14 protein-coding genes, 2 tRNA genes and 1 pseudogene are annotated in these 20,407 nt (G+C 30.5%); 2 read left to right on the top strand and 15 right to left on the bottom strand.

The window, feature by feature from the left end:
* Positions 1-6: 6 nt before the first annotated feature.
* From glyA to rpmH, 15 genes and pseudogenes are all read right to left on the bottom strand, one after another.
* On the bottom strand, positions 7-1,272 hold the full coding sequence (gene glyA, locus MAG_RS00375; protein WP_011949251.1) for a serine hydroxymethyltransferase: 1,266 nt from the start codon (positions 1,270-1,272) through the stop codon (positions 7-9).
* Positions 1,273-1,280: 8 nt separating this feature from the next.
* Positions 1,281-3,461, bottom strand: coding sequence for a phenylalanine--tRNA ligase subunit beta (locus MAG_RS00370; protein WP_011949250.1), 2,181 nt, complete (start codon positions 3,459-3,461; stop codon positions 1,281-1,283).
* A 1-nt stretch (position 3,462) separates the two neighbouring features.
* Positions 3,463-4,122: a uracil-DNA glycosylase gene (locus MAG_RS00365; RefSeq protein ID WP_011949249.1), complete on the bottom strand. Its 660-nt coding sequence runs from the start codon at positions 4,120-4,122 to the stop codon at positions 3,463-3,465.
* Positions 4,112-5,077, bottom strand: coding sequence for a phenylalanine--tRNA ligase subunit alpha (pheS, locus tag MAG_RS00360; RefSeq protein WP_011949248.1), 966 nt, complete (start codon positions 5,075-5,077; stop codon positions 4,112-4,114). Before pheS ends, MAG_RS00365 begins: the two co-directional genes overlap by 11 nt.
* The gene (locus MAG_RS00355) at positions 5,077-6,291 is read right to left on the bottom strand and encodes a replication-associated recombination protein A (protein ID WP_011949247.1); all 1,215 of its coding nucleotides are present in this window, start codon (positions 6,289-6,291) and stop codon (positions 5,077-5,079) included. The genes pheS and MAG_RS00355 overlap by 1 nt, the downstream gene beginning before the upstream one ends.
* 93 nt (positions 6,292-6,384) lie before the next feature.
* A tRNA-Arg gene (locus tag MAG_RS00350) sits at positions 6,385-6,460 on the bottom strand.
* Between the two features lie 67 nt (positions 6,461-6,527).
* Positions 6,528-6,604: transfer RNA gene (locus tag MAG_RS00345), tRNA-Arg, on the bottom strand.
* Between the two features lie 96 nt (positions 6,605-6,700).
* Positions 6,701-11,080 carry a PolC-type DNA polymerase III gene (locus MAG_RS00340; RefSeq protein WP_011949246.1) on the bottom strand — a complete coding sequence of 1,460 codons (4,380 nt, stop codon included), beginning with the start codon at positions 11,078-11,080 and terminating at the stop codon, positions 6,701-6,703.
* A gap of 126 nt (positions 11,081-11,206) precedes the next feature.
* Positions 11,207-12,187 (bottom strand): aspartate--ammonia ligase, encoded by a 981-nt coding sequence (gene asnA / locus MAG_RS00335; protein WP_011949245.1) that lies wholly within the window; start codon positions 12,185-12,187, stop codon positions 11,207-11,209.
* A pseudogene (locus MAG_RS04650) lies at positions 12,180-12,937 on the bottom strand (PQ-loop domain-containing transporter). Before MAG_RS04650 ends, asnA begins: the two are co-directional and overlap by 8 nt.
* 68 nt (positions 12,938-13,005) lie before the next feature.
* Positions 13,006-13,827 carry an alpha/beta fold hydrolase gene (locus tag MAG_RS00325; protein ID WP_011949243.1) on the bottom strand — a complete coding sequence of 274 codons (822 nt, stop codon included), beginning with the start codon at positions 13,825-13,827 and terminating at the stop codon, positions 13,006-13,008.
* Between the two features lie 2 nt (positions 13,828-13,829).
* On the bottom strand, positions 13,830-14,810 hold the full coding sequence (locus MAG_RS00320) for a lipoate--protein ligase (RefSeq protein ID WP_011949242.1): 981 nt from the start codon (positions 14,808-14,810) through the stop codon (positions 13,830-13,832).
* A 155-nt stretch (positions 14,811-14,965) separates the two neighbouring features.
* Positions 14,966-17,113 carry a membrane protein insertase YidC gene (yidC, locus tag MAG_RS00315; protein WP_011949241.1) on the bottom strand — a complete coding sequence of 716 codons (2,148 nt, stop codon included), beginning with the start codon at positions 17,111-17,113 and terminating at the stop codon, positions 14,966-14,968.
* Between the two features lie 14 nt (positions 17,114-17,127).
* Positions 17,128-17,451: a ribonuclease P protein component gene (gene rnpA / locus MAG_RS00310; protein WP_011949240.1), complete on the bottom strand. Its 324-nt coding sequence runs from the start codon at positions 17,449-17,451 to the stop codon at positions 17,128-17,130.
* A gap of 13 nt (positions 17,452-17,464) precedes the next feature.
* Positions 17,465-17,614 carry a 50S ribosomal protein L34 gene (gene rpmH, locus MAG_RS00305; RefSeq protein WP_004024238.1) on the bottom strand — a complete coding sequence of 50 codons (150 nt, stop codon included), beginning with the start codon at positions 17,612-17,614 and terminating at the stop codon, positions 17,465-17,467.
* A 332-nt stretch (positions 17,615-17,946) separates the two neighbouring features.
* Between rpmH and MAG_RS00300 the strand changes: the two genes are divergently transcribed.
* Positions 17,947-18,978 carry a glycosyltransferase family 2 protein gene (locus MAG_RS00300; RefSeq protein ID WP_011949239.1) on the top strand — a complete coding sequence of 344 codons (1,032 nt, stop codon included), beginning with the start codon at positions 17,947-17,949 and terminating at the stop codon, positions 18,976-18,978.
* A gap of 27 nt (positions 18,979-19,005) precedes the next feature.
* Positions 19,006-20,274 (top strand): serine--tRNA ligase, encoded by a 1,269-nt coding sequence (gene serS / locus MAG_RS00295; protein ID WP_011949238.1) that lies wholly within the window; start codon positions 19,006-19,008, stop codon positions 20,272-20,274.
* Positions 20,275-20,407: the final 133 nt, after the last annotated feature.

Below are 20,407 nucleotides of genomic sequence, written 5' to 3'. Positions count from 1 at the left end.
TACTTCCTAATATTTTGTGATAATTGGAAATTCAGTAGTAAGAGCTTCAACTTGTTTCTTAAGTTCAGCAATTCTGTCTAAATGCTTTGATTCATTTTCGCTAAATTCAACACAATTTTGCAAAATCTCATGCATAATAGCGCCTAGTTCTTTTCATTTTGCAAACTTTCTTGAGCTCATTGCTGCAGTACCTATTCTAATTCCCGAAGTGACAGCAGGACTTAGTTCGTCAAATGGCACAGTATTTTTATTCACAGTTATATTAAATTTACCTAATATCTTTTCAGCTTGCAATCCTGAAATGCCATAGCTTTTGTTCACATTTATTGTAAATAAATGATTGTCAGTACCCCCTGAAACTATCGAAACACCCTGTTTTATAAAGTAATTAGAAAATTCTCTTGCATTATAAACAACGCTTTTTGCATATGCTGCATATTCAGGTTTTAGTGCCTCGCCGAAAGCAACTGCCTTGCCTGCTATAGCATGAAATAGTGGGCCGCCTTGATAACCTGGAAATACTCATCTATTCATTTTCTTAGCAATTTCTACATCATTAGTCATAATGATAGCGCCTCTAGCGCCTCTTAGAGTTTTATGGGTTGTTGAAGTGATAATGTCTGCATAAGGCACTGGTGATGGGTGAACTCCCCCCGCAATTAATCCAGCAATATGAGCTATATCTGCCATCAATTTTGCACCACAAGCATCGGCTATTTCTCTAAATTTCTTGAAATCAACAATTCTAGAATATGCTGAATAACCGCAAATAATTACTTTTGGTTTTTCTTTAATAGCTAGCTCTTTGATCGCTTCATAATCTAAAATACCATCTTCATTAACTGAATAAGTTATTGAATTGTAAAAAATACCACTAAAGCTTATTTTATAACCATGAGTAAGATGTCCGCCTGATGCTAAATCTAGCCCCATAATTTTGTCGCCTTGGCTTGCTAGTGTAGCTAAAGCTGCAGCATTGGCAACTGATCCTGAATATGGTTGAACATTGGCAAACTTAACTCCAAAAAGTTTTTTAAGTCTTTCAATAGCAAGTGTTTCGACAACATCAACATTTTCGCAGCCGCCATAGTACCTTTTGCCTGGATAGCCTTCTCCATATTTATTAGTTAAAACACTTCCAACAGCAGTTAAAACATCTTCACTTACATAATTTTCTGATGCTATAAGTTCAATGTGTTCATTTTGTCTATCAACTTCATTGTTAATAGCATGCTCAATTTCTTTATCATTCATTGATATTTTCTTGTACATAATTCCCCTTATTTTTTATTAAAAATTTCATTAATCTTGTTGATTTCTTCAAAACTGCCAGTTACTCTTAGTGTTACATTTCTTTTATCACCATTAGTAAATGAATCAATTTGCATAATGCTAAATGACTTAGATATTTCATTAATTTCACTAATTTTTGATGCAATTGCTTCATTTGAATTAATTGTGAAAGTTAAGTCTATTGACTTTAAAGGACTAGGGTCATAGACATTAAACTCAACTTTTAAATTATTGTTTACATTCATAAATTCTGCAACTCAAAAATTAGAAGCATTATATGATGGATGTACTTTTCCAATTCATCCTATAAAACAGCCATTGTAGATAATTTTTGCTGATACATTAGGGTGAATAAGTTCATTATCTTTAAAAGGAATAAATTCTAAATTATCAACTTTTAAAAAGTTATAAATATCTTGCTTAATTTCGTCAAATGACTTTTCATTTGATAATAGACCATAAACAAATTTATTGTCATTAATCATTCCATGCTCAAATAATGAAACATTGTTTATTTTTCTTTTTAGATTAAATTCTGCAGATTCTAATAATGATGGAATTATAGAGTTTCTAACTTCTTCTCTTTCTTTAGAAACAAAAGTCATTAACTTAACTGTGCTTTCAAAATTAAAAGGATTAAGTATGTTCATTTCAGAAGAAATTAAACTAAAAGTTCTTATTTCGTTATAGCCTAGCGACTGAAGTATATTTTTATTATCGACTGAATGTGCAACTTTATATAATTCTAATTTTGGTGCTTCGGGTTTGAAATTGCTGTATCCATAAAATCTAAAATACTCTTCAATCACATCTTCATAATGCTGTATATCGCTTCTGTATGTCGGAGCTATAACTCTGTTTTTGTCCATTGAAAAACCAATTTTTTTAAGAGTTTTTTCTACATCATCAAATATTGATAAATCTTTAATGTTACAGTTGGCATAGATTGATAATTTCTTTCTGCTTTGGATAACTGATTTGCCTTTTTTAACTTTGGGAATATTAACAATCTGGCTAACAGATTGACAGTCTAAGGCTGATTTATACTTTAAAAAGGAAATTCCATTAAATACAATTTGTGAATTAAGTGCTCTTCCTGCTTGAATTGATGAGGCTGTATCCATTTTGATTTCTCTAGCACCATGTCTAACTAATAATGGATCAAATAAACCTACTTCAAATACAACTTCTTTAGTATTCTCGTCAACTGCCGAGTTTTCGCAACCCATAACTGATGCTAAAGAAATTACGCCTGTTTCATCTTTAATTGCAAGAACATCAGAAACACTTACTTTCTTGCCGCCTAAAATCTCAAGTTCACCACTAAATTTAGAACATGATAATGATTTCCCAATCTTATTTTTGTCATAAACATGACATGGAACTCCCGCAACTAAAAGAGCAATGTTTGTTAAATCAATAGCGTAAAGACCTTTTGCATTTATGCCGTGCTTAGCTAAGAACAAAATATCTTTTAAGCTTGTTTTGTTATTTTTAAGTCTTGCTTCAAAAAATGTTAATTCAGTTGCTTCATTTTTAGAAACTTTTATATTACTTCTAAAACGATAGTTGTCTTTTGGTAGCAAATTTGGCCATACAAATTTAGTTTTATAGTAAGCCGCTAATTCCATAGCAAGTACATAATATGAATTGGTTTCTGCTCTATTGGCTGGTGTAGTAATATCAATTATGTAGTCGTCTAAATTAAAATATTTAATTGGATCTAAATCTTCATTAATTGACGAATCGTCCAATAAAATAACACCGTTGGGATCAAATGGTAGCAATGAACTGTCATAACCTAACTCTGAATAACTTGCAAGCATTCCATTAGAGACAACGCCAGCCATTTCTTTTTTACCAAAAACTATCTCGCCTTTGCTTGCCCCTTCGACAAAAGCAACAATTCAGTGATTCTTTTTCACATTTGTAGCAGTTGTCTGGATAGTTATAATGCCTGTGTTTGTTTTTATGCTAACAATATTAAGGTTTTTGCTGTTTTCATTTTTAAAAACATCAAGCACATATCCAAATTTTATACCCTTTACATCACTGAATTGTTTTATGCTCTCAACTTCATAGCCTAAGTTGTTTATACTTTTTTCAATTGAGCTATCTAAATTTATTTCAGGCATATATTTATTGATTTCTCTAAGAGAAATGATCATATTAATTTTCCTTTCTAATGCTAAAATCAATTGGATTGGTCAATTTTGCATTAACTTTTTTGAAAAAATGTGAATCCTTGAAACTATTTTTTGTTTTTGAATAACTTAGTGGTGAAGGATGGGAAGTAAATATTATTCTGTCCTCTGCAACTTTATCCTTAATTAATGAAAAGGCCTTGTTGCCCCAAGCACCAAAAATCACTTTTTTATTTTGCTTTAAAATAAAATCTAATAAATTAGAAACAAAAATTTCTCATCCAAAATTACTGTGGCTATTTGGCCTGTCTTCACTAACTGTTAGCACACTATTAAGTAGCAAAATGTGATTTTTGGCTCAGGATTTTAGACTAAATGTCTCAATTACAGCCTCCGGGTAGTCTTTTTTTAGTTCAAATAAAACGTTTCCTAAACTTTTTGGGCATTTTGAACTTTCAGTACTAAAAGCTAAGCCATCAGCAAATCCTTTTTTGTAATATGGATCTTGCCCAATAATAATTAGTTTTAATTTCTCAGGACTGCTATATTTAAGACACTCAAATATTTTCTCGTCGCTAGGAAACACATTGAACTTACTTTTTTCCTTGTCTATAGAAGCCATTAACTCTATAAAATAGGGTTTTCGAGATTCATTGTTAATAAATTCAGCAAACTTATTTTTCATTCTTAAACTGTAAAAGTGTTCTTAAATCATTTTTATATAAATATCTAATGTCAGTTATTCCGTACTTTATCATTGTTAGTCTTTCTAATCCTAAGCCAGCTGCAAATCCATGAAATTTTTTGCTGTCATAACCAGCTTTTGTCATCACATTAGAATGTAACATTCCTGCTCCGAGCACTTCAATTCATTTATTTTTATAAAAGATATCAACTTCAACACTTGGTTCAGTAAAAGGGAAATAACTTGGCCTTAGTCTTATTTCTAACTCTTCTTCAAAAACATAAGATAATAGCGATTTAAGGGTTCATATTAAATTTGGGAAACTAACTTGTTGGCCTACACTTACAAAATCCAGCTGAGTAAATTGGTGTGAGTGAGTTGCATCATCTTCATCATTTCTATAAACCTTTCCTATTGAAAAGATACTTGCACACTTGTTAGCATTTTTCTCTAACTCATAAGCAGTTATTCCAGTGTTATGAGTTCTTAATAAAATATTGTTTGAAATATAAAGCGAATCATGGGTTGCACGCGCAGGATGATTTTGCGGAATATTCAGTCTTTCAAAGTTATATTCTTCATCAGTAATCTCGTCGCCTGTGGCTTCAAAATAGCCATTTTGGACAAATCAATCCCTAAGCCTTTGTTCAATAATACTAATTGGGTGCAATGAGCCTAATTGTTTTAATGGCTTAGTTACATCAATAAATTCACTTTCAATGATTTTATTTATTTTCTCCTTTTCAAGCCTCTTCTCAACCTCTTTAAACTTAGCTTCATAAAATATCTTTAGCTCACTGATTTTAATACCAATTAATTTACGCTCTTCAGGGCTAGAATTTTTGATTTTTGCCTTTAATTCTTCAATCTCGCTGCCTGCACCAAAAACTAGATTTTTAGCTTGCTTATACTCTTCAAAACTTTTTATTTCTTCTCAATTTATCTTAGAACTCATTATTTTTCTCCTTGTAGTTGTTTTATAAACTTATAGTATTCTGTTATTTTCTTAGAATCGGTTTCTTTTGGAAAAAAGAATTGATTTCCTTTAGCTTCTTTCGGCAAATACTCCTGTTTTACAATGTGATTAGGAAAATCATGTGGATATTTATAACCTATAGAATCTCCTAGTTTAACTGCTGATGCATAGTGACCATCACGCAAAAATTTAGGTACATCGTAAATATTTCCTTGATTAATATAACCTTCAACATTTGAAATAGCTTCATAAACTGAATTGCTCTTGGACGCTAAGGCTACAGATATAATCGCATAAAAAATGGGTAATCTTGCTTCAGGTAAACCAAGTAACTCAGCACAATCAATAGCGTTTTTTACTCTAATTTGCAAATTAGGATCAGCTAACCCTACATCTTCATAGCTACATGCTATTAGCCTTCTAAACAATCCTTGCAAATCACCTGACTTAACAATAATTGCTCCGTAATATAATGCTGCATCTACATCAGAACCACGAAGAGATTTATGAAAAGCTGAAAGATTGTTATAGTGAGCTGATGAATTTTCATCACTATAAAACGAGATATTTGGTACGAATTTTTTAATGTCATCTAAACTTATTTGCTTGTTTTTACTCATCAAAGTCAAAATTTGCAAATTGTTAAGACATGATCTATAGTCGCCATTAGATAACTTTACAAACACCTTAATTGTTGATTCATCCATTTGGTAATCAGGAAAATACTTTTTTAAATTATGTTTTATGCCTTCAAACATTTCTTGTTCGCTTAATTTAGTAAATTGCAAAATTTGCATTCTACTTCTTAGGGCTGGATTTACTCTAAAATAAGGATTTTCCGTAGTTGTTGCATAAATAATTATTTTGTCAAACTCTAAGTATGAAAGTAAAATATCTTGCTTATCTTTATTTAGCCTATGAATTTCATCAATTATTAAAACGTCATTATCCGCAAGCATCTTGATTAATTCAGCTTTTGAGTTGACTGAAGCATTAAAATAATCATATTTTAGACCTAAGTCATTAGCTAGTGCAACTGCTGCTGATGTCTTGCCAGTGCCTGATTCACCAAAAAATATAAAACTTGAGTAAATTTTATCTCTGGCAACTTTTTTTAGTAACTCCACAACAGATTTTTGCCCAATAATATCGTCCAACGTTTTAGGTCTTAATTCATTTGCTAAATTTTTCATATTAATAAATTTTAAAGCTTTTTAATGAGTTTTTAACTTTTTTTAAAAAATCCCAAAATTATGCTCATTGCTTAATAAAAGTGAATAAAAAAATGGCGTTCACAATGGGAATTGAACCCATTACCCCAAGCTTAGGAGGCTTGTGCTCTACCTGGTGAGCTATGTGAACACACAGTTATAAAATTTTATTATAAAAATAAGCGTCACTTTTATTTTTTCTTGCAAAAATAAAAAAATGGCGATCACGAGAGGATTCGAACCTCTGACAACAAGCTTAGAAGGCTTGTGCTCTATCCTGCTGAGCTACGCGACCACTGTTACAGTATTATAGTAAATTTTTTTGTTTTTGCAACAATATAAATATAAAAAAATAGGGATGACTTATGTCCCTATTTTATAGGCTTATTGGTTAAAACAGAGTTAATTGATCAGAATCATTTAGGCTATCTAAAATTTTCATTCTGTTCATGGTATCAAAAACAGTTTTAGAAACTCCAGTCCTAATTTTGAAATCTTCTTTAGATAAAAATGCTTTTTCTGCTCTGGCATTAACAATATCGTTTGCCTTAACTGACCCTAAGCTCTCAATTGTTGAAAATGGCGGAATTAAGCAGCCTCTTTCCTTATCAATTAATCACTTTTCGGCTTGTGATTTATCAATATCAACATTAGATATATAAAAACCACGAGCATATAATTCTTCAGCAACTTCGAACACACCAATAAGATCATTTTCTTTATTACTTCTGTCTTCAGTTTTCTTTAATTCATAAAGCCTTTTTGACACTTTAATACCATTTGGCTTATCAATCATATTTTCTATGTCATCAGCTTTTGAGTGAGCTGTAAAATAACTAGCATAAAATGCCAAAGGTTCATAAAGCTTAAATCAGGCTATTCATAGTGCCATTGTAACATAGGCGGTAGCATGCGCTTTTGGGAAAAGGTACTCAATTTTTTGCATACTTTTAATTAGCCAGTCTGGAACATTATGTTTTTCTAAAAGCCCAACTTCTTCGTTCGAAAGTCCTTTTCCTTTTCTAACTTTTTCCATCAAAGTAAATGACATAAGAGGTTCAATGCCTTTAGCAATTAGCATAGGCATAATGTCGTCCCTACAACAAACAACTTCATTAAGCTTGCGGCCTTTTTCTAAAACTAACTCATCTGCATTGTTTATTCAAACATTAGTTCCGTGACTAAGACCCGAAATTGAAATTAAGTCAGCTACAGTTTTTGGCTTAATATCATTAAGCATTTGTCTAACAAAAGAAGTACCAAATTCTGGCAAACCAATAGCTCCAGTTTTTTCATTTGAAATTTGATCAGGTTTAATTCCCATTGGTTCAGTAGAGCTAAAAAGCTTTATAACACTTTCATCATTTTTGGGAACGTCATAAATATTTATACCAGTGTATTGCTCTAATAATTTAATTGAAGTTGGGTTATCATGTCCTAAGATGTCAAATTTTAGAACATTATCATGAATTGCTTTGTAATCGAAGTGAGTTGTTAATCATGAAGAACTTTGGTCATTAGCTGGATAGTTGATTGGGGTAAAGTCAAAAATATCAAACTGCTTTGGAATAATAATTATTCCTCCAGGATGCTGACCTGTTGTTCTTTTAACATCCTTAATTCTGTTAGCTAAAAACTCAACAAAAATTTGTGGTATGTTCTGTCTAGTTTGCTCAGCATATGACTTTACATAGCCAAAAGCTGTTTTTTCAGCAACTTTTGATATGGTACCAGCCCTAAAAGTATGGCTTTCTCCAAAAAGCTTAAGGATTTCTTCGTGAACCACGCCTTGAAATTCTCCGGTAAAGTTAAGGTCAATATCAGGAACTTTATCAGCATTGAAGCCTAAAAATGTTTCAAACGGAATGCTTTGTCCATCGCCCTTAATTTTCGTATGACACTGTGGGCAAGTCTTATCAGGCAAATCATATCCACTAGTGATACCTGAAACATTAGCTATTTCAAAATGCTTACACTTAGGACAGCAATAATGAGGCACAAGTGGATTAACTTCAGAAATACCAATTAATGAAGCCACAAAAGATGAACCAATTGATCCCCGGCTTCCTACTATAAAACCTTGGTCAATTGACAGCTTAACTAATTTATAACTAATTCAATAAATCACATCAAAACCATATTTGATAATGGGATTAAGTTCAGAGTCAATTCTTTTTTGAATCAATTCAGGCAAGTTTTCGCCATATTTTGCATGAGCATTTTTATAAACTAAATCATGTAATTTTTTCTTAGAATCGTCGAATTCTGGTGTAAATAAGCCAGTTTTTATTACTTCAATATTTTCGGCCATATTGGCAATTTTTTGAGTATTGTCAATAACAATTTCTTCAGCTAGCTTTTTATCATTTAAAAAAGCAAATTGTTCTAACATTTCATCGGTAGTTAAAAACCTTTGATTTGGTATAACTAATTTTCCTTCTTCGGCTTTTTTATAGTCAAATAAGTAATGTCTTGCATTCTTTATACCTTTAGCATAAACTAAGGACATAAAAATTTCTTTATCCCATGGATCTAGGTATTTTACATCAGCAGTAGCTATACAAATTTTTGAATGTTTTTTAGCTTCAGAAATAATTTCACTTAAGCCATCATGTAGCTGCTTAGTAGTTATGAAGCCATATTTTATTCAGTGCTCGAAGCATTGCGGTGCTGGGATTTCAATAAAGTCATAATGTTTTAATTCTTTTATAAAATCATCATGCGAAGAGTAAAAGTACTTATCAATCAAAAGGCCTTTTAAAGTTCCTGATCCTACTAAAACGTCAGATCTATCTAAGTTGACAAAATCCTCTTTAAAAGTTATTGGGCCATTTATAAATTTTTTAGTTAAGCAATCTGTTATAAGCTCAAATTGCTTTTTTAATCCTTTGTTATTTAAAGCAATAGTTGAAACTTCATAGCCGTGCATTTTTGCATATAAATCATTAGAAGTAAAGTTGCCTAAGTCTTCAAAAGTAAATATATTTTTAGAATTTAGCTCAGAAATTATGTTAACTCAAACATTTGCAAGAACTTTAGCATCATAATCCCCACGGTGTGCAACGTTTGGATCATAAACAACACCAAGTCTGGATGTAACATCTTCTAATTTATGCCTTTTGTAATTTGGAAAGCCTATTCTAGAAGCTATTAAAGTATCAATAACTGTAACATTTGGGAACGGTACATTATTAAGTCTAAATTGCTCTTTTAAAAAATTAAAGTCAAACTTTGCATTGTGTGCAATTGCAACTTTGCCATCTAAGCAATCATAAATTCTTTGTAAGCCATCTTTTATACTTAATCCTTCAGAATCAAGCATTTGTTGAGTGATACCAGTAAGCTCAGTTGTAAAAGCACCTATTTTTGCTTGCGGTTTAATGAAAAATTGAGTTACTTCTCCAACTTTTAAATCCTGATTAATATCTACAGCACCAAATTCAATTATTTCATGAAATTTGGGACTTAAACCTGTTGTTTCAATGTCAAATGACACATATGAATAGTCTTTAAAGTTGCCATTTGGAACATTTCCCAAAATTGCCTCATTTGCCTTATTTATAGTAGTAAAAGCAGTTCCATAAATAGCTTTTATTCCGGCTTTTTTAGCTTTATTAAATAACTTTGGATATCCTTGAGCACCATCAGTGTCCATTATGCCAACTGCAGGCATTTTTCATCTTTTTGCTCTTTCTACAAAATCATCAGCATTAAAAAGACCATCCATTGTGTTCATTTTTGTCGAAATATGAAACTCAACTCTCTTCCTATCTTCGCTTACTATATCCTCTTTAATGTTTAAAGGAGAATCAGTTAATTCAAGGGAATCAACATAAATAAAGAAGTTGTTGCCCTTAATTTTTTCAGCACTTGGAATTGATCCCTTAACTTTTACTCACGATTGATTATCTGGATTAATTAAGTTTTTTTGCTCATTGCTAAGTCAGTCAGTGTCTAAAAATCATGTGCAGTTAACTGCACTTTGAAAATCACTAACTTTAAACTGAATGGTAAGTTTTTTATTTTTAGAAAAACTTTTTTTAGATGCAAATAATAACCCCACAAACTCAACATTTATTCTGTTTGGGGCAGTAGCTAAATCTTTTATTGAATAAGTTGTATAGCTTTTATTAAAGTTTCTTTTTACTTTAAGTGGGTTTGAGTTATAAGAATCATATTTATCAGAAGATGAATCTAGTTCAATCATTTTTTTCAAGAGCTCTTGCTTTATTTTTTCATTTTGTTTTGCTGCTTCCTCCGATTTTGAGTAGCTTTCTGGAGAAGATTGAATATAGTCATAAGAAAAATTGAGCAAAACAAATCCATATTCTTTGAGTTTATTAAGCAACTTGCTTAACAAAATCCCATATTGATTTTCAAAGTCTCTGTCAATGTTTTCAAAGTGGCCAGTATGGTTGTCATCTACATAAAACTTGTTTTCCCAATTAATCTGATTCAAAGTCTTAAAACGTGTTTTGTCTATTATTTGATAAACATATTGTAAGATACTATTTTTATTGTATGAATCGTTTGAAACAACAAAAGATACGTCTAATCTATCCTTGTTTAAACGTATAAATGACTTTATTTTTTTAATAGTTTCATATGAAATAGGATTTTTAAAACGAAACTCTATTTTGAGCTTCTCATTTGAATTATCATCATATTTTTGATTAAAAAGAACCAGTTCGGTTCCTTGTAATTCGCTATTAATTTCTATGTTGTTAGCCTTGCAAAATGCTTCAAATCTTTTATAACCAACAGAACTCATATATATATTATATTAAGACTAAATCTATATATAAAATTAATTTCTTTATTTTTATGTTATAAATTGTTTAAAAAGTTGCTTAATAAAACAAAAAAGCCTGTTTTATAGGCTTTTTGGAAAATTTGATTAAAGTAAGTTAACGCCTTGTTTTTCAAATGATTCTTTGTGTTCATCTGGTCAAACGCTTGCTTGAACTTCACCAATATGTTTCTTTTCTAATAAAAACATACTTAGTCTGCTTTGTCCAATTCCACCACCGATTGTGTAAGGTAATTTTTGAGTAAGTATAGCTCTATGATATTCACCCATATCGTTATCAGTTTTATTGCAAATTTTTGCTTGTTTTGTTAATGAATCAGCATCAACTCTAATACCCATTGATGAAATTTCTAATGCTGCATCATTAACAGCATCATAGAAAACTAAATCACCATTTAAATTTCAGTCATCATAATCAAACGCTCTTTTTGAATGTGGCAATCCATCAGGCAAAGTGTGACCAATTTTATAAATAAAGACTGCTCCATATTTTCTTGCTACTATATTTTCTCTTTCTTCAGGACTGACACTTGGATACTCTCTATATAGCTGTTCAGAGCTAATAAATGTTAAGTTCACTGGAAGTTTTTGAGATAAAGCAGGGTATTTAAAGTTGACTTTGTTTTCGACGTATCTAATTGATTTATAGATAGTTTCGACAATTTTCTTAAGGAAATTAATATTCCTATCCTCTTTGTTTATGATTAATTCTCAATCTCACTGATCCACATATAATGAATGCTTATAATCAACTTCATCATCCTTGCGAATTGCATTCATATCTGTTCATAGCCCTTCGCCTGGTAAAAATTTATATCTTGATAAAGCCGATCTTTTTCACTTAGCTAATGAATGAACAATTTCAATGTTCTCGCTTCATTTATTTGGTGAAAAAATAACAGGAATATCCCCGTTTAATCCGTCGTTAATTTTTGAGTTTGATGTAACAAATAAGGGGGCAGACACTCTTGTTAAGTTTAACTCTTGGTTAAGCTTTTTGGTAAATGCAAATTTAAGATCCTGGATGGCTTGTTGTGTTTCTTTGAGTGTTAACTTTGATTTATACATAAATTTCTCCATTGGTAGTATTAGTTTTCTTTTTGTCAATTTTGACTTGCAGATTCATTTTTATTAGTAAAAATGAATATAGTAAAAGAGATAAAATTTGTCATATTAGGGCACTAATTAATTGCGGCGCTATGCCAGCATTAATAATAAAAAATACTCAATATGAGGTTCAAAATATATTGGCTAAAATGAATGTTCATACCATTGAAACAGACATTCCAGAATAGTCTCTAGTATCTATAGCCTTAAGCACTTGGGGCAAGAAAGCAAAAGTTGTAATTATTGGTACTATTTGTGCTATGCTCATTTGCGCAATTTGTGGCAATTTTCATTTTAAAATAAGTGCTGAGATAGCTAAACAAATAACAAAAATTGATAATGCCAAGGATGTAGTTAATACAATTCACTGATTTTTTTGCGTTTTAAATCACTTGAATATCTGTATGTTAATCATAATGTGATTACATAAATTAATGAGCAAATGCAATTTGAAATAACTATAGCAAACATCTTTTGTACAGGATCAAAAGCTCCTAAAAAGATTCATGATAATATACCTATTAAAAACATTCAGTATGAATAATATTTAACATTGCCTGTTTGCTTAAACCTATATAAATGTATGGCTTGTGGAAGACCTAAAATAAGGGTCATTGACATTCCTAAGAGGCCAAAAATTATTACAAATCAGGCAGAAACATAGTTGCTTCCATTAACAAAAAAAGCATCATAAATTGCATTAATATTCAGAATATTAATAAAAAAATAAAGCAAGAAAATTGAACATATTTTCTGCTTTTTTTGGCTGTTTTACAGCATTATTTGGCTTTTAAGGTTTGCGCAATGTTGCTTACTATTTCATTTACTTTATTAGCTTTTTGAAAAAACACAGCATGGCCGCATTCTTCTAAGGCAAAAGGAGTTATGGTTGGGATATCATCAATTAACCTAAGCATTTCTTCTTCAGTAGTAAATAAGTCATTTTTAGCATAGATTAATGTGTATGGTTTTTTAGCATTTTGATACAGCGGTTTTAATACATTTTCTAAGTATGATTTATTAAAAAACTGATTATCAACAATGTAAGAAAACATAGCTTTTGTTTTTTCTTTATTCTGAATATCTTGCATTGCAAAAGCTTGTATGCCTTTTATATAAAATATATTTGGATTATAAACTAAAGCTTTATATGCTTCAACTGCATCTTCAATGCTTTCAGGAAGCATTCATCTTTTTCCTTGCTCATAGTCAGCATTAAGTCCTGCATAGTAATTAAACGGCGCAACTAAAACTAACTCTTTTACATTAGCAATATCAAAACACATTAGTGATACTGCTGCGCCCATTGAGTGGCCCATAAGTATTACTTTTTTACCTGGTAATACTTTGTTTATAAATTCTCTTACAACTTCTGCATAAAATTCAATTGAATAACTGCCCAAATTACTTGATGATTCTCCGCATCCTGGCAAGTCTAGAGCATAAATAGAGTAATTTCTGTCTTTTATACTTAAAAGCGGCTGAATTGTTTTAGATCTGTCTTTGAACCCATGAATAAATAAAAGTACTGGTGTACCTTCAGGAGCGTCTTCATAAATGTAATGAATTTGCTCATTTTTAATTGGAACTGTTGCTTTCACTACTAACCTAAAATGATTTTAACTATTTCATCAACTGTCAAAGTTCCAAAGTAGTTTTCTAAATCAATTTTTGCAAGAACTTCTCTAACTGATTTTTCATCATAACGAATGCCCTTGAATAATGGTTCAACTTCACGGATATCTTTTTTACTTAAAAAGTCACCCGCAAAAATAATGTCTTTAATAATTGAGTTTTCAATTGTTCCATAAACTGTAACAAGACCGCCAGGGAATTTTTCAGTTTTTGTATAAGTAAAGTTTGCAGAACGGTCATATATTCATTTTTCAGAGCTAAATAATTTTCTTAGCTCTTCAAATTTTGGAGCATACTTTTCATATGGAATTTCTTCAAGTGTGCTATCTTCGTTTTCAACAAAATATTTTACTAAAGCGTCTCTAAATTCATCAACTGTCATCTTTTTAGGCAATAAATCATTAATATTTGCAACTCTAGAACGGATTGATTTGATGCCTTTTGATTCAAATTTTATCTTGTTTGGATTAAGTGCTTTAGATAATATTGTCATGTCAACGTCAAAAAGTAATGTTCCGTGTGAAACAATTCTGTGGCCGCTTATGTATTGACCATTACCGCTAATTTTGCATCCATTTGCATGAATGTCATTTCTGCCGTGAAACTCTGACTGTAAACCAATTGAGTTTAAGAAATTAAGAATTGGTCTAAGAAACTTTTGATAACTGTTATTGTCTGACTTATCAGAAATAAAACTAAAGTTTAAGTTACCTAAATCATGGTAAACAGCACCACCACCTGATTTTCTTCTTGCTAGTGCAATTTTATGATCTCTAACATATTCACGATTAATTTCTTCATAAGCATTTTGGTTATTACCAATAATTATTGCATTTGCATGTTGATAAAGCACTAAAACATCACCTGTAATAGTTGGATCCTCCATTATTATGTTTTCATATGCTAATGTTTCATATGGTGAAGTGCTTTTAACAATATAAATTTTCATAAAACTCCTTTTTGTTTTAAGTTATATATTAATTTTAATACTTTATGTTATTTTATTAATAATAAAGTAATAAAGCAATAAAACTTTAGTGCTTCTTTTGTGGCTTTTTTATAGGGATAAACAAAAATTCCAAGCGCATGCAAGGAATTTTTGTTTTAAGCTTTGTGCTTATCTAAATACTTTCTTCTATAGTAAGCTGATTTCTTAAATTTGTGAATACTTAAGGTTTGGATAATAGTTCAGATACCAGAAATTATTCAATAAACTTGAAGACCAGCAGAGAATATTAATGTTATAAAGAAGAAGACAATAGTCATAATTCTTTGAGTTCTATTAGCTTTCTTGAGTGCTTTTTCTTCTTCTAAGCTAGTCCGCTCTTTAAATTTCTTTCTATTCAGTATCTGTGGTAAGAACTGCGCAACACCTTGTACAGCAGCAACCACAACTAAAAGTCCTAAATATTGCCATTCGCCAGAGAAGAATAATCTTCTTCAGGACGTTTCAGCAAATGAAAGTCCTAACCATACCGTTGATTTAAATTCAGGTAAGGATTGGATAACCCTTCACATCATAATGAACACAGGCAAGGAGATTATCATTGTCACAAAGGCATCTAGCGGATTAATTCCATGCTTTTTGTATAGCTCAGCAACTTCTTGTTGTTGTCTAGCCTTCATTTGTTTGTTGTTTTTAAAATCTGCATATTTAGCATCAATTTTTGCTTTTTTAGATTTTAGTTCTTCTTGCTTAGACTGGTTAACAGTTTGTTTGAATGTTACAGCTAACATAGCACTACGTAAAATAATTGTTAGTACCAATATTACTATAATTGTGCCTCATCCGCCTAAATGCGATAGGCTAGTTGATAAATGAGCAGATAATCAAGCAGTTGGGAAAACTAGTAATCCATAGAATGGTCCTAATTTTCATGCATCAGATCAGTTATGTATAACTCTTTGAGGTTCATCTCCAGAATAAGGAATATTAACTGCATCAGTTAATTTAACTGTCATAGTTGAATATGGAGCTGGAGAAAGTAATCTACTTGTGTTTCTTAACTGTTCGTTTAAAGATGTAATTTTTTTCTTTAATTCAACAGCTTCTTTGCTGTTTTTATCATTTATTTTATTATAGTCATTGCTTAAGTTATTAATTTCTTCAATAACTGAATTTTTAACAGGTGAAATCTGGTTTAAAGCACTAAAATTCAACTCACTAGCATATTTGTTTAGGGCTTTATTATAGTACTTAAGGGCATAAAACACATTTGGCGCAAACTCTAATTCATTTGCTTTTTTATTCTTGATTTTATCTACTAAATATTTGTTAAAACCATTATAGTCAACTGAATAATTTGCTTCTTTTAACTTGCTTTCAACTTGTGATAAGGCTTTCAAATAGTATGAAGATTTATCAGAATAGAAAGTGTTTGTTGCTAATGTTTCCAAAATGTCTCTCCTGAATTTTGCAAAACCAGTGAAGTCATTTTTGCTTGAAAATGACAAGTATGAAAGTTCTTTATCAAAAAGAAATGGTGTGCTATTTCTGTTATTGTTTACTTCTAATTTACTTGTAAACTTGCCTTCATTTATTAATTTAGAATTTTCAGGATTTATTTTGAATACATTTTTTTCTTTGTCATAGACAAAATTGCTATCAAAATTAAATGTTGGGTCTATTACTAATCATTCTTTATATTCATTTGGATTATAAATGGTTTTATAACTGCCTTTAGCATTATCATCTTCCACTGGTTGAACTGCAAAAAGATAATTATTTGAGTTTTCACCAGTGCCTGTGATAATAGGTCTGTTGTTTCATAATTTTTTATCGTAATCTCTTAACTGAATGGCTGTATTTCAATTTTTATAAGCACCATAGCTGCCTTGGTGTGTGCTTCTAAGATTGTCAATAATTTCTTTGTAATTTTTGTGCGATAAATGGAAATTGGCACCATCATTTTTATCAAAGTATAATTGATCCTTTTCGCCAAGACCTATATCAACTTTATTTTCGTGTAAATGAGTGCTTTCTTCTTTTGTTAGTTTATGTGTGGCGTCAAAAGTTGTGATGTGTGGGCTGACATTTTCTTTGCTGGTATAAAATTCAATACCATTTCCTGTGTAGTTAGATGATTTAACCACGCAACTCTGAACGCAACCTGTCATTGCAATACCAAAAAGAAGGACATAAAAGACAATTTTTATTCAAAATCACACTTTTTTTCAAGCGCTTTTTTTCTTTTCTTTTTGTCTGTCCTCGTTAGAGAAATAATTGAAGTTGCTTGATCTATATTCTTTCATTTGTAAGCTTCCTCTTAATTTATTCTTAATTTGTTAAAAAGTTTTTGTGTAGCGCTAAATTTAGCATCAAATTTCTCATTCAAAAACTCTTTTCGTAAAATTAAAACACAGTGGAATTTAAAATCATAGACATTCAATTTATGAATAATTGCCTTGACTTGCCTTTTATAATAATTTCTTAGAACTGCATTACAGAACTTTTTAGGAACTGTAATACCTAACTTAAAACTATTAGCTTGCTTGTAGTATAAAACCAAAAAATTATTTGCGAACTGTTTTTTAGACTTTATTATTTCATCAAATTCTCAACTTTTTTGAAGTCTAAATTCTTTTTTCATAAGGTGTTAAAAATTACTTGTCGTCAGAAACAGTTAGTCTTTTTCTTCCTTTAGCTCTTCTAGCTGCTAAAACTTTTCTACCATTTTCAGTAGCCATTCTAGCACGAAAGCCATGAACTTTAGCTCTTTGTCTTTTCTTAGGTTGATATGTTCTTAAACTCATATTGCCTCCTGTTAAAAATATATGTTGAATTAGTAATGGTTAATATTATATATAAAACTTTGAAATTCTAAATCATAAATTAACAATTTTGAGGCAGCAAAAAACTGTGTTTACATTTGCTTAGAATACTATAAAACAGTCATTCTGGGATTTTGATTAAATAAATTTAACTAGCATCTAAAATTTTTAATTAGACTTTTTTAATTTTAATGCTTCACAAAAAGTTGTTTAAATCATAAAAGTTTTAAGCATCACACTAAAATTATGACAGCATCACTAAACAATGGAACTAAAGAGCAATTTATAACTGGCTATATTGGTATAATTAAGCTATGAATAAGAGCAGTAAGCATAAATCGAGAAAAAACAATAACGCTAATCCTAAAATTAGCGTATTAATTCCTTGCCATAATATAGAAAACAACTCTTATTTTTCCTTAGAAAGTGTTTTAAAAAGCTCGTATAAAAATTTAGAAATTGTATTGTTAAATGACTACTCAACAGATAACACACTGCAAATAATTAACGAATATGCTGTTAAAGATTCAAGAATTAAAGTCTATGATTTAAAAGATTACCACGAACATGTAGGTATAGGTTTTAACAGACACTTTCTGATTGAGAAGGCGACTGGCAAATATTTTATTTTTGTTGATGACGATGACAAATTACACAGAAATGCTATAAAAACTTTTGTGGACAATTTGGATGATGACTATGACCTATTAGTTGCTGAAGCTTTATATAATTATGAATATGCAAAAAACTTAAGAATTTCGGTGCCTGAGGTGCCTCACTTTCTTAATTATGATATTAACTCTCCCATCGAGCACTACTATAATAATGTTTCAGTTTGTTGAGGAAAGCTAATTAAAAGGGATTTTTACTTTCAAATTGTTAAAAAATATAATAAAAAGTTTTCTGATGGAATATATGAAGATATTCGCTTTATGCATATGCTTTTCTTTACAAATGTTAAGTTTAAAAGAATAAAAAAGAAAGTTTACACATACCAAATTCGTAAAAATTCGTCAGCTACTAATTTAAGCGCTTGATCTGATAAGCTCAAATTACTTTTTTCCTCATACCAAAGCGTTTTTGATGATTTTTCTAACCTAAAGTTAGTTGAAGATGACAAGTTATTGAAATCATTAAAAAAGGGCTTGTTTGTGCAGTTGTTATCGCTTTGTTACTTGCTTTGCATGATTCAAAAACGCGAATGTAGGACAAAAATGCAGCAAATTTGTTCTTTAATGCTTAAAGAGTTTATAAAAAACAATGATATTAATATTGCTGTGCCTTCAAATTTATCATTATGGTCACTAATGATTTATAAGTTGTCAATAAAGCACTTTAAGTTGTAAAATAATATAAACAAAATTAGAGGTCTTATGTTAAGTATTAAATTTATAAATGATAACCGTGATTATGTGAGAAAAGCACTAGAAAATAGGAACTTTGATGTTTCTGTTTTTGACACTCTTTTGTCTTATCTTGACAAAAGAGGAGCTGCTATGCATGATGCTCAAATTAAGAGATCAGAATTGTCAAAATTAAGTAGGCAAATTGGTTCTTTTAAAGATGATAAAGCAAAAATGAATGAATTAAAGTTGCAGGCTGCTAATTTAAAAAAGGATGTTGTTGAATTAGAAAAAAATGCTGATGAATTTGACCAGAAAGCCTATGAAATAATAATATCCATACCAAATATATCATTAGATTCAGTTCCTGTTGGTAAAGATGAAAATGATAATCAGGTAATAAATACTCATGATAATTTAGGCAGAAAATTAGTTTCAAATGTTTTACCGCATTATGAAATAGGTAATAAATTAGATATTTTTGATTTTGAAAGAGCAGTGAAATTATCAGGATCAAGATTTGTTGTTTTTAAAGGTGCTGGTGCCAAATTAGCTCGTGCACTGCAAAATTTTATGCTTGATTTACACACTGCAAATGGTTATAAGGAATATTCAGTTCCTGTTTTAGTAAAACCTGAAATACTTTTTGGTACAGGGCAATTGCCAAAATTTAAGGATGATTTGTTCTTTATGGAGCAAACAAATATGTATCTTATTCCTACAGCCGAAGTTCCTTTAACTAATTTATATAATAATGAGATCATTGATCTTAGCCAGCCTGTTAGATTGACCGGATTCACTGAATGCTTTAGATCAGAAGCGGGTTCTGGTGGCAAAGATATGAAAGGCATTATAAGAAGTCACCAATTTAAGAAAGTTGAATTAGTGAAAATTACTTCTGAAGAAGACTGAGAGTTTGAATTTAAACAAATGTTGGAGCAAGCTAAATTAGTCTTGGAAGAATTAGAACTTCCTTATAGAGAGCTTCAACTTTGCACTGGAGACCTTGGTTTTTCGTCTAGAACAACAGTTGATTTAGAAGTGTGGTTGCCTTCAGAATTAAAATATAGAGAAATTAGTTCTGTTTCTTACATGGGTGATTTCCAAGCACGAAGGGCAATGATAAGATACAGAGATGATAACAATGAGGTTAAATTCACCCACACAATGAATGGTTCTGGTCTTGCAATAGATCGTTTAATTGCAGCCATCTTAGAAAATTATCAAAATTCTGATGGAACAGTTTCAATTCCTAAAAAATTAATTCCTTACTTTGGAAGCGACAAAATTGCTTATTAATTTATAAAACAGTGTTAAAAGCATATGCACTGTTTTATTTTTTTTCACAAAAATAGTGGAAAAATTGCCATATATTTACTCTCCTACCTTGTTTCGCCGTGCAAAAAGCAAAATGTTTAAACTATAATTTTAA

The organism is Mycoplasmopsis agalactiae PG2, assembly GCF_000063605.1.
GTDB lineage: Bacteria > Bacillota_I > Bacilli_A > Mycoplasmatales > Metamycoplasmataceae > Mycoplasmopsis > Mycoplasmopsis agalactiae.
Note: the sequence above shows the minus strand (reverse complement) of the source record. Positions and strands in the feature narration are given on the sequence as shown.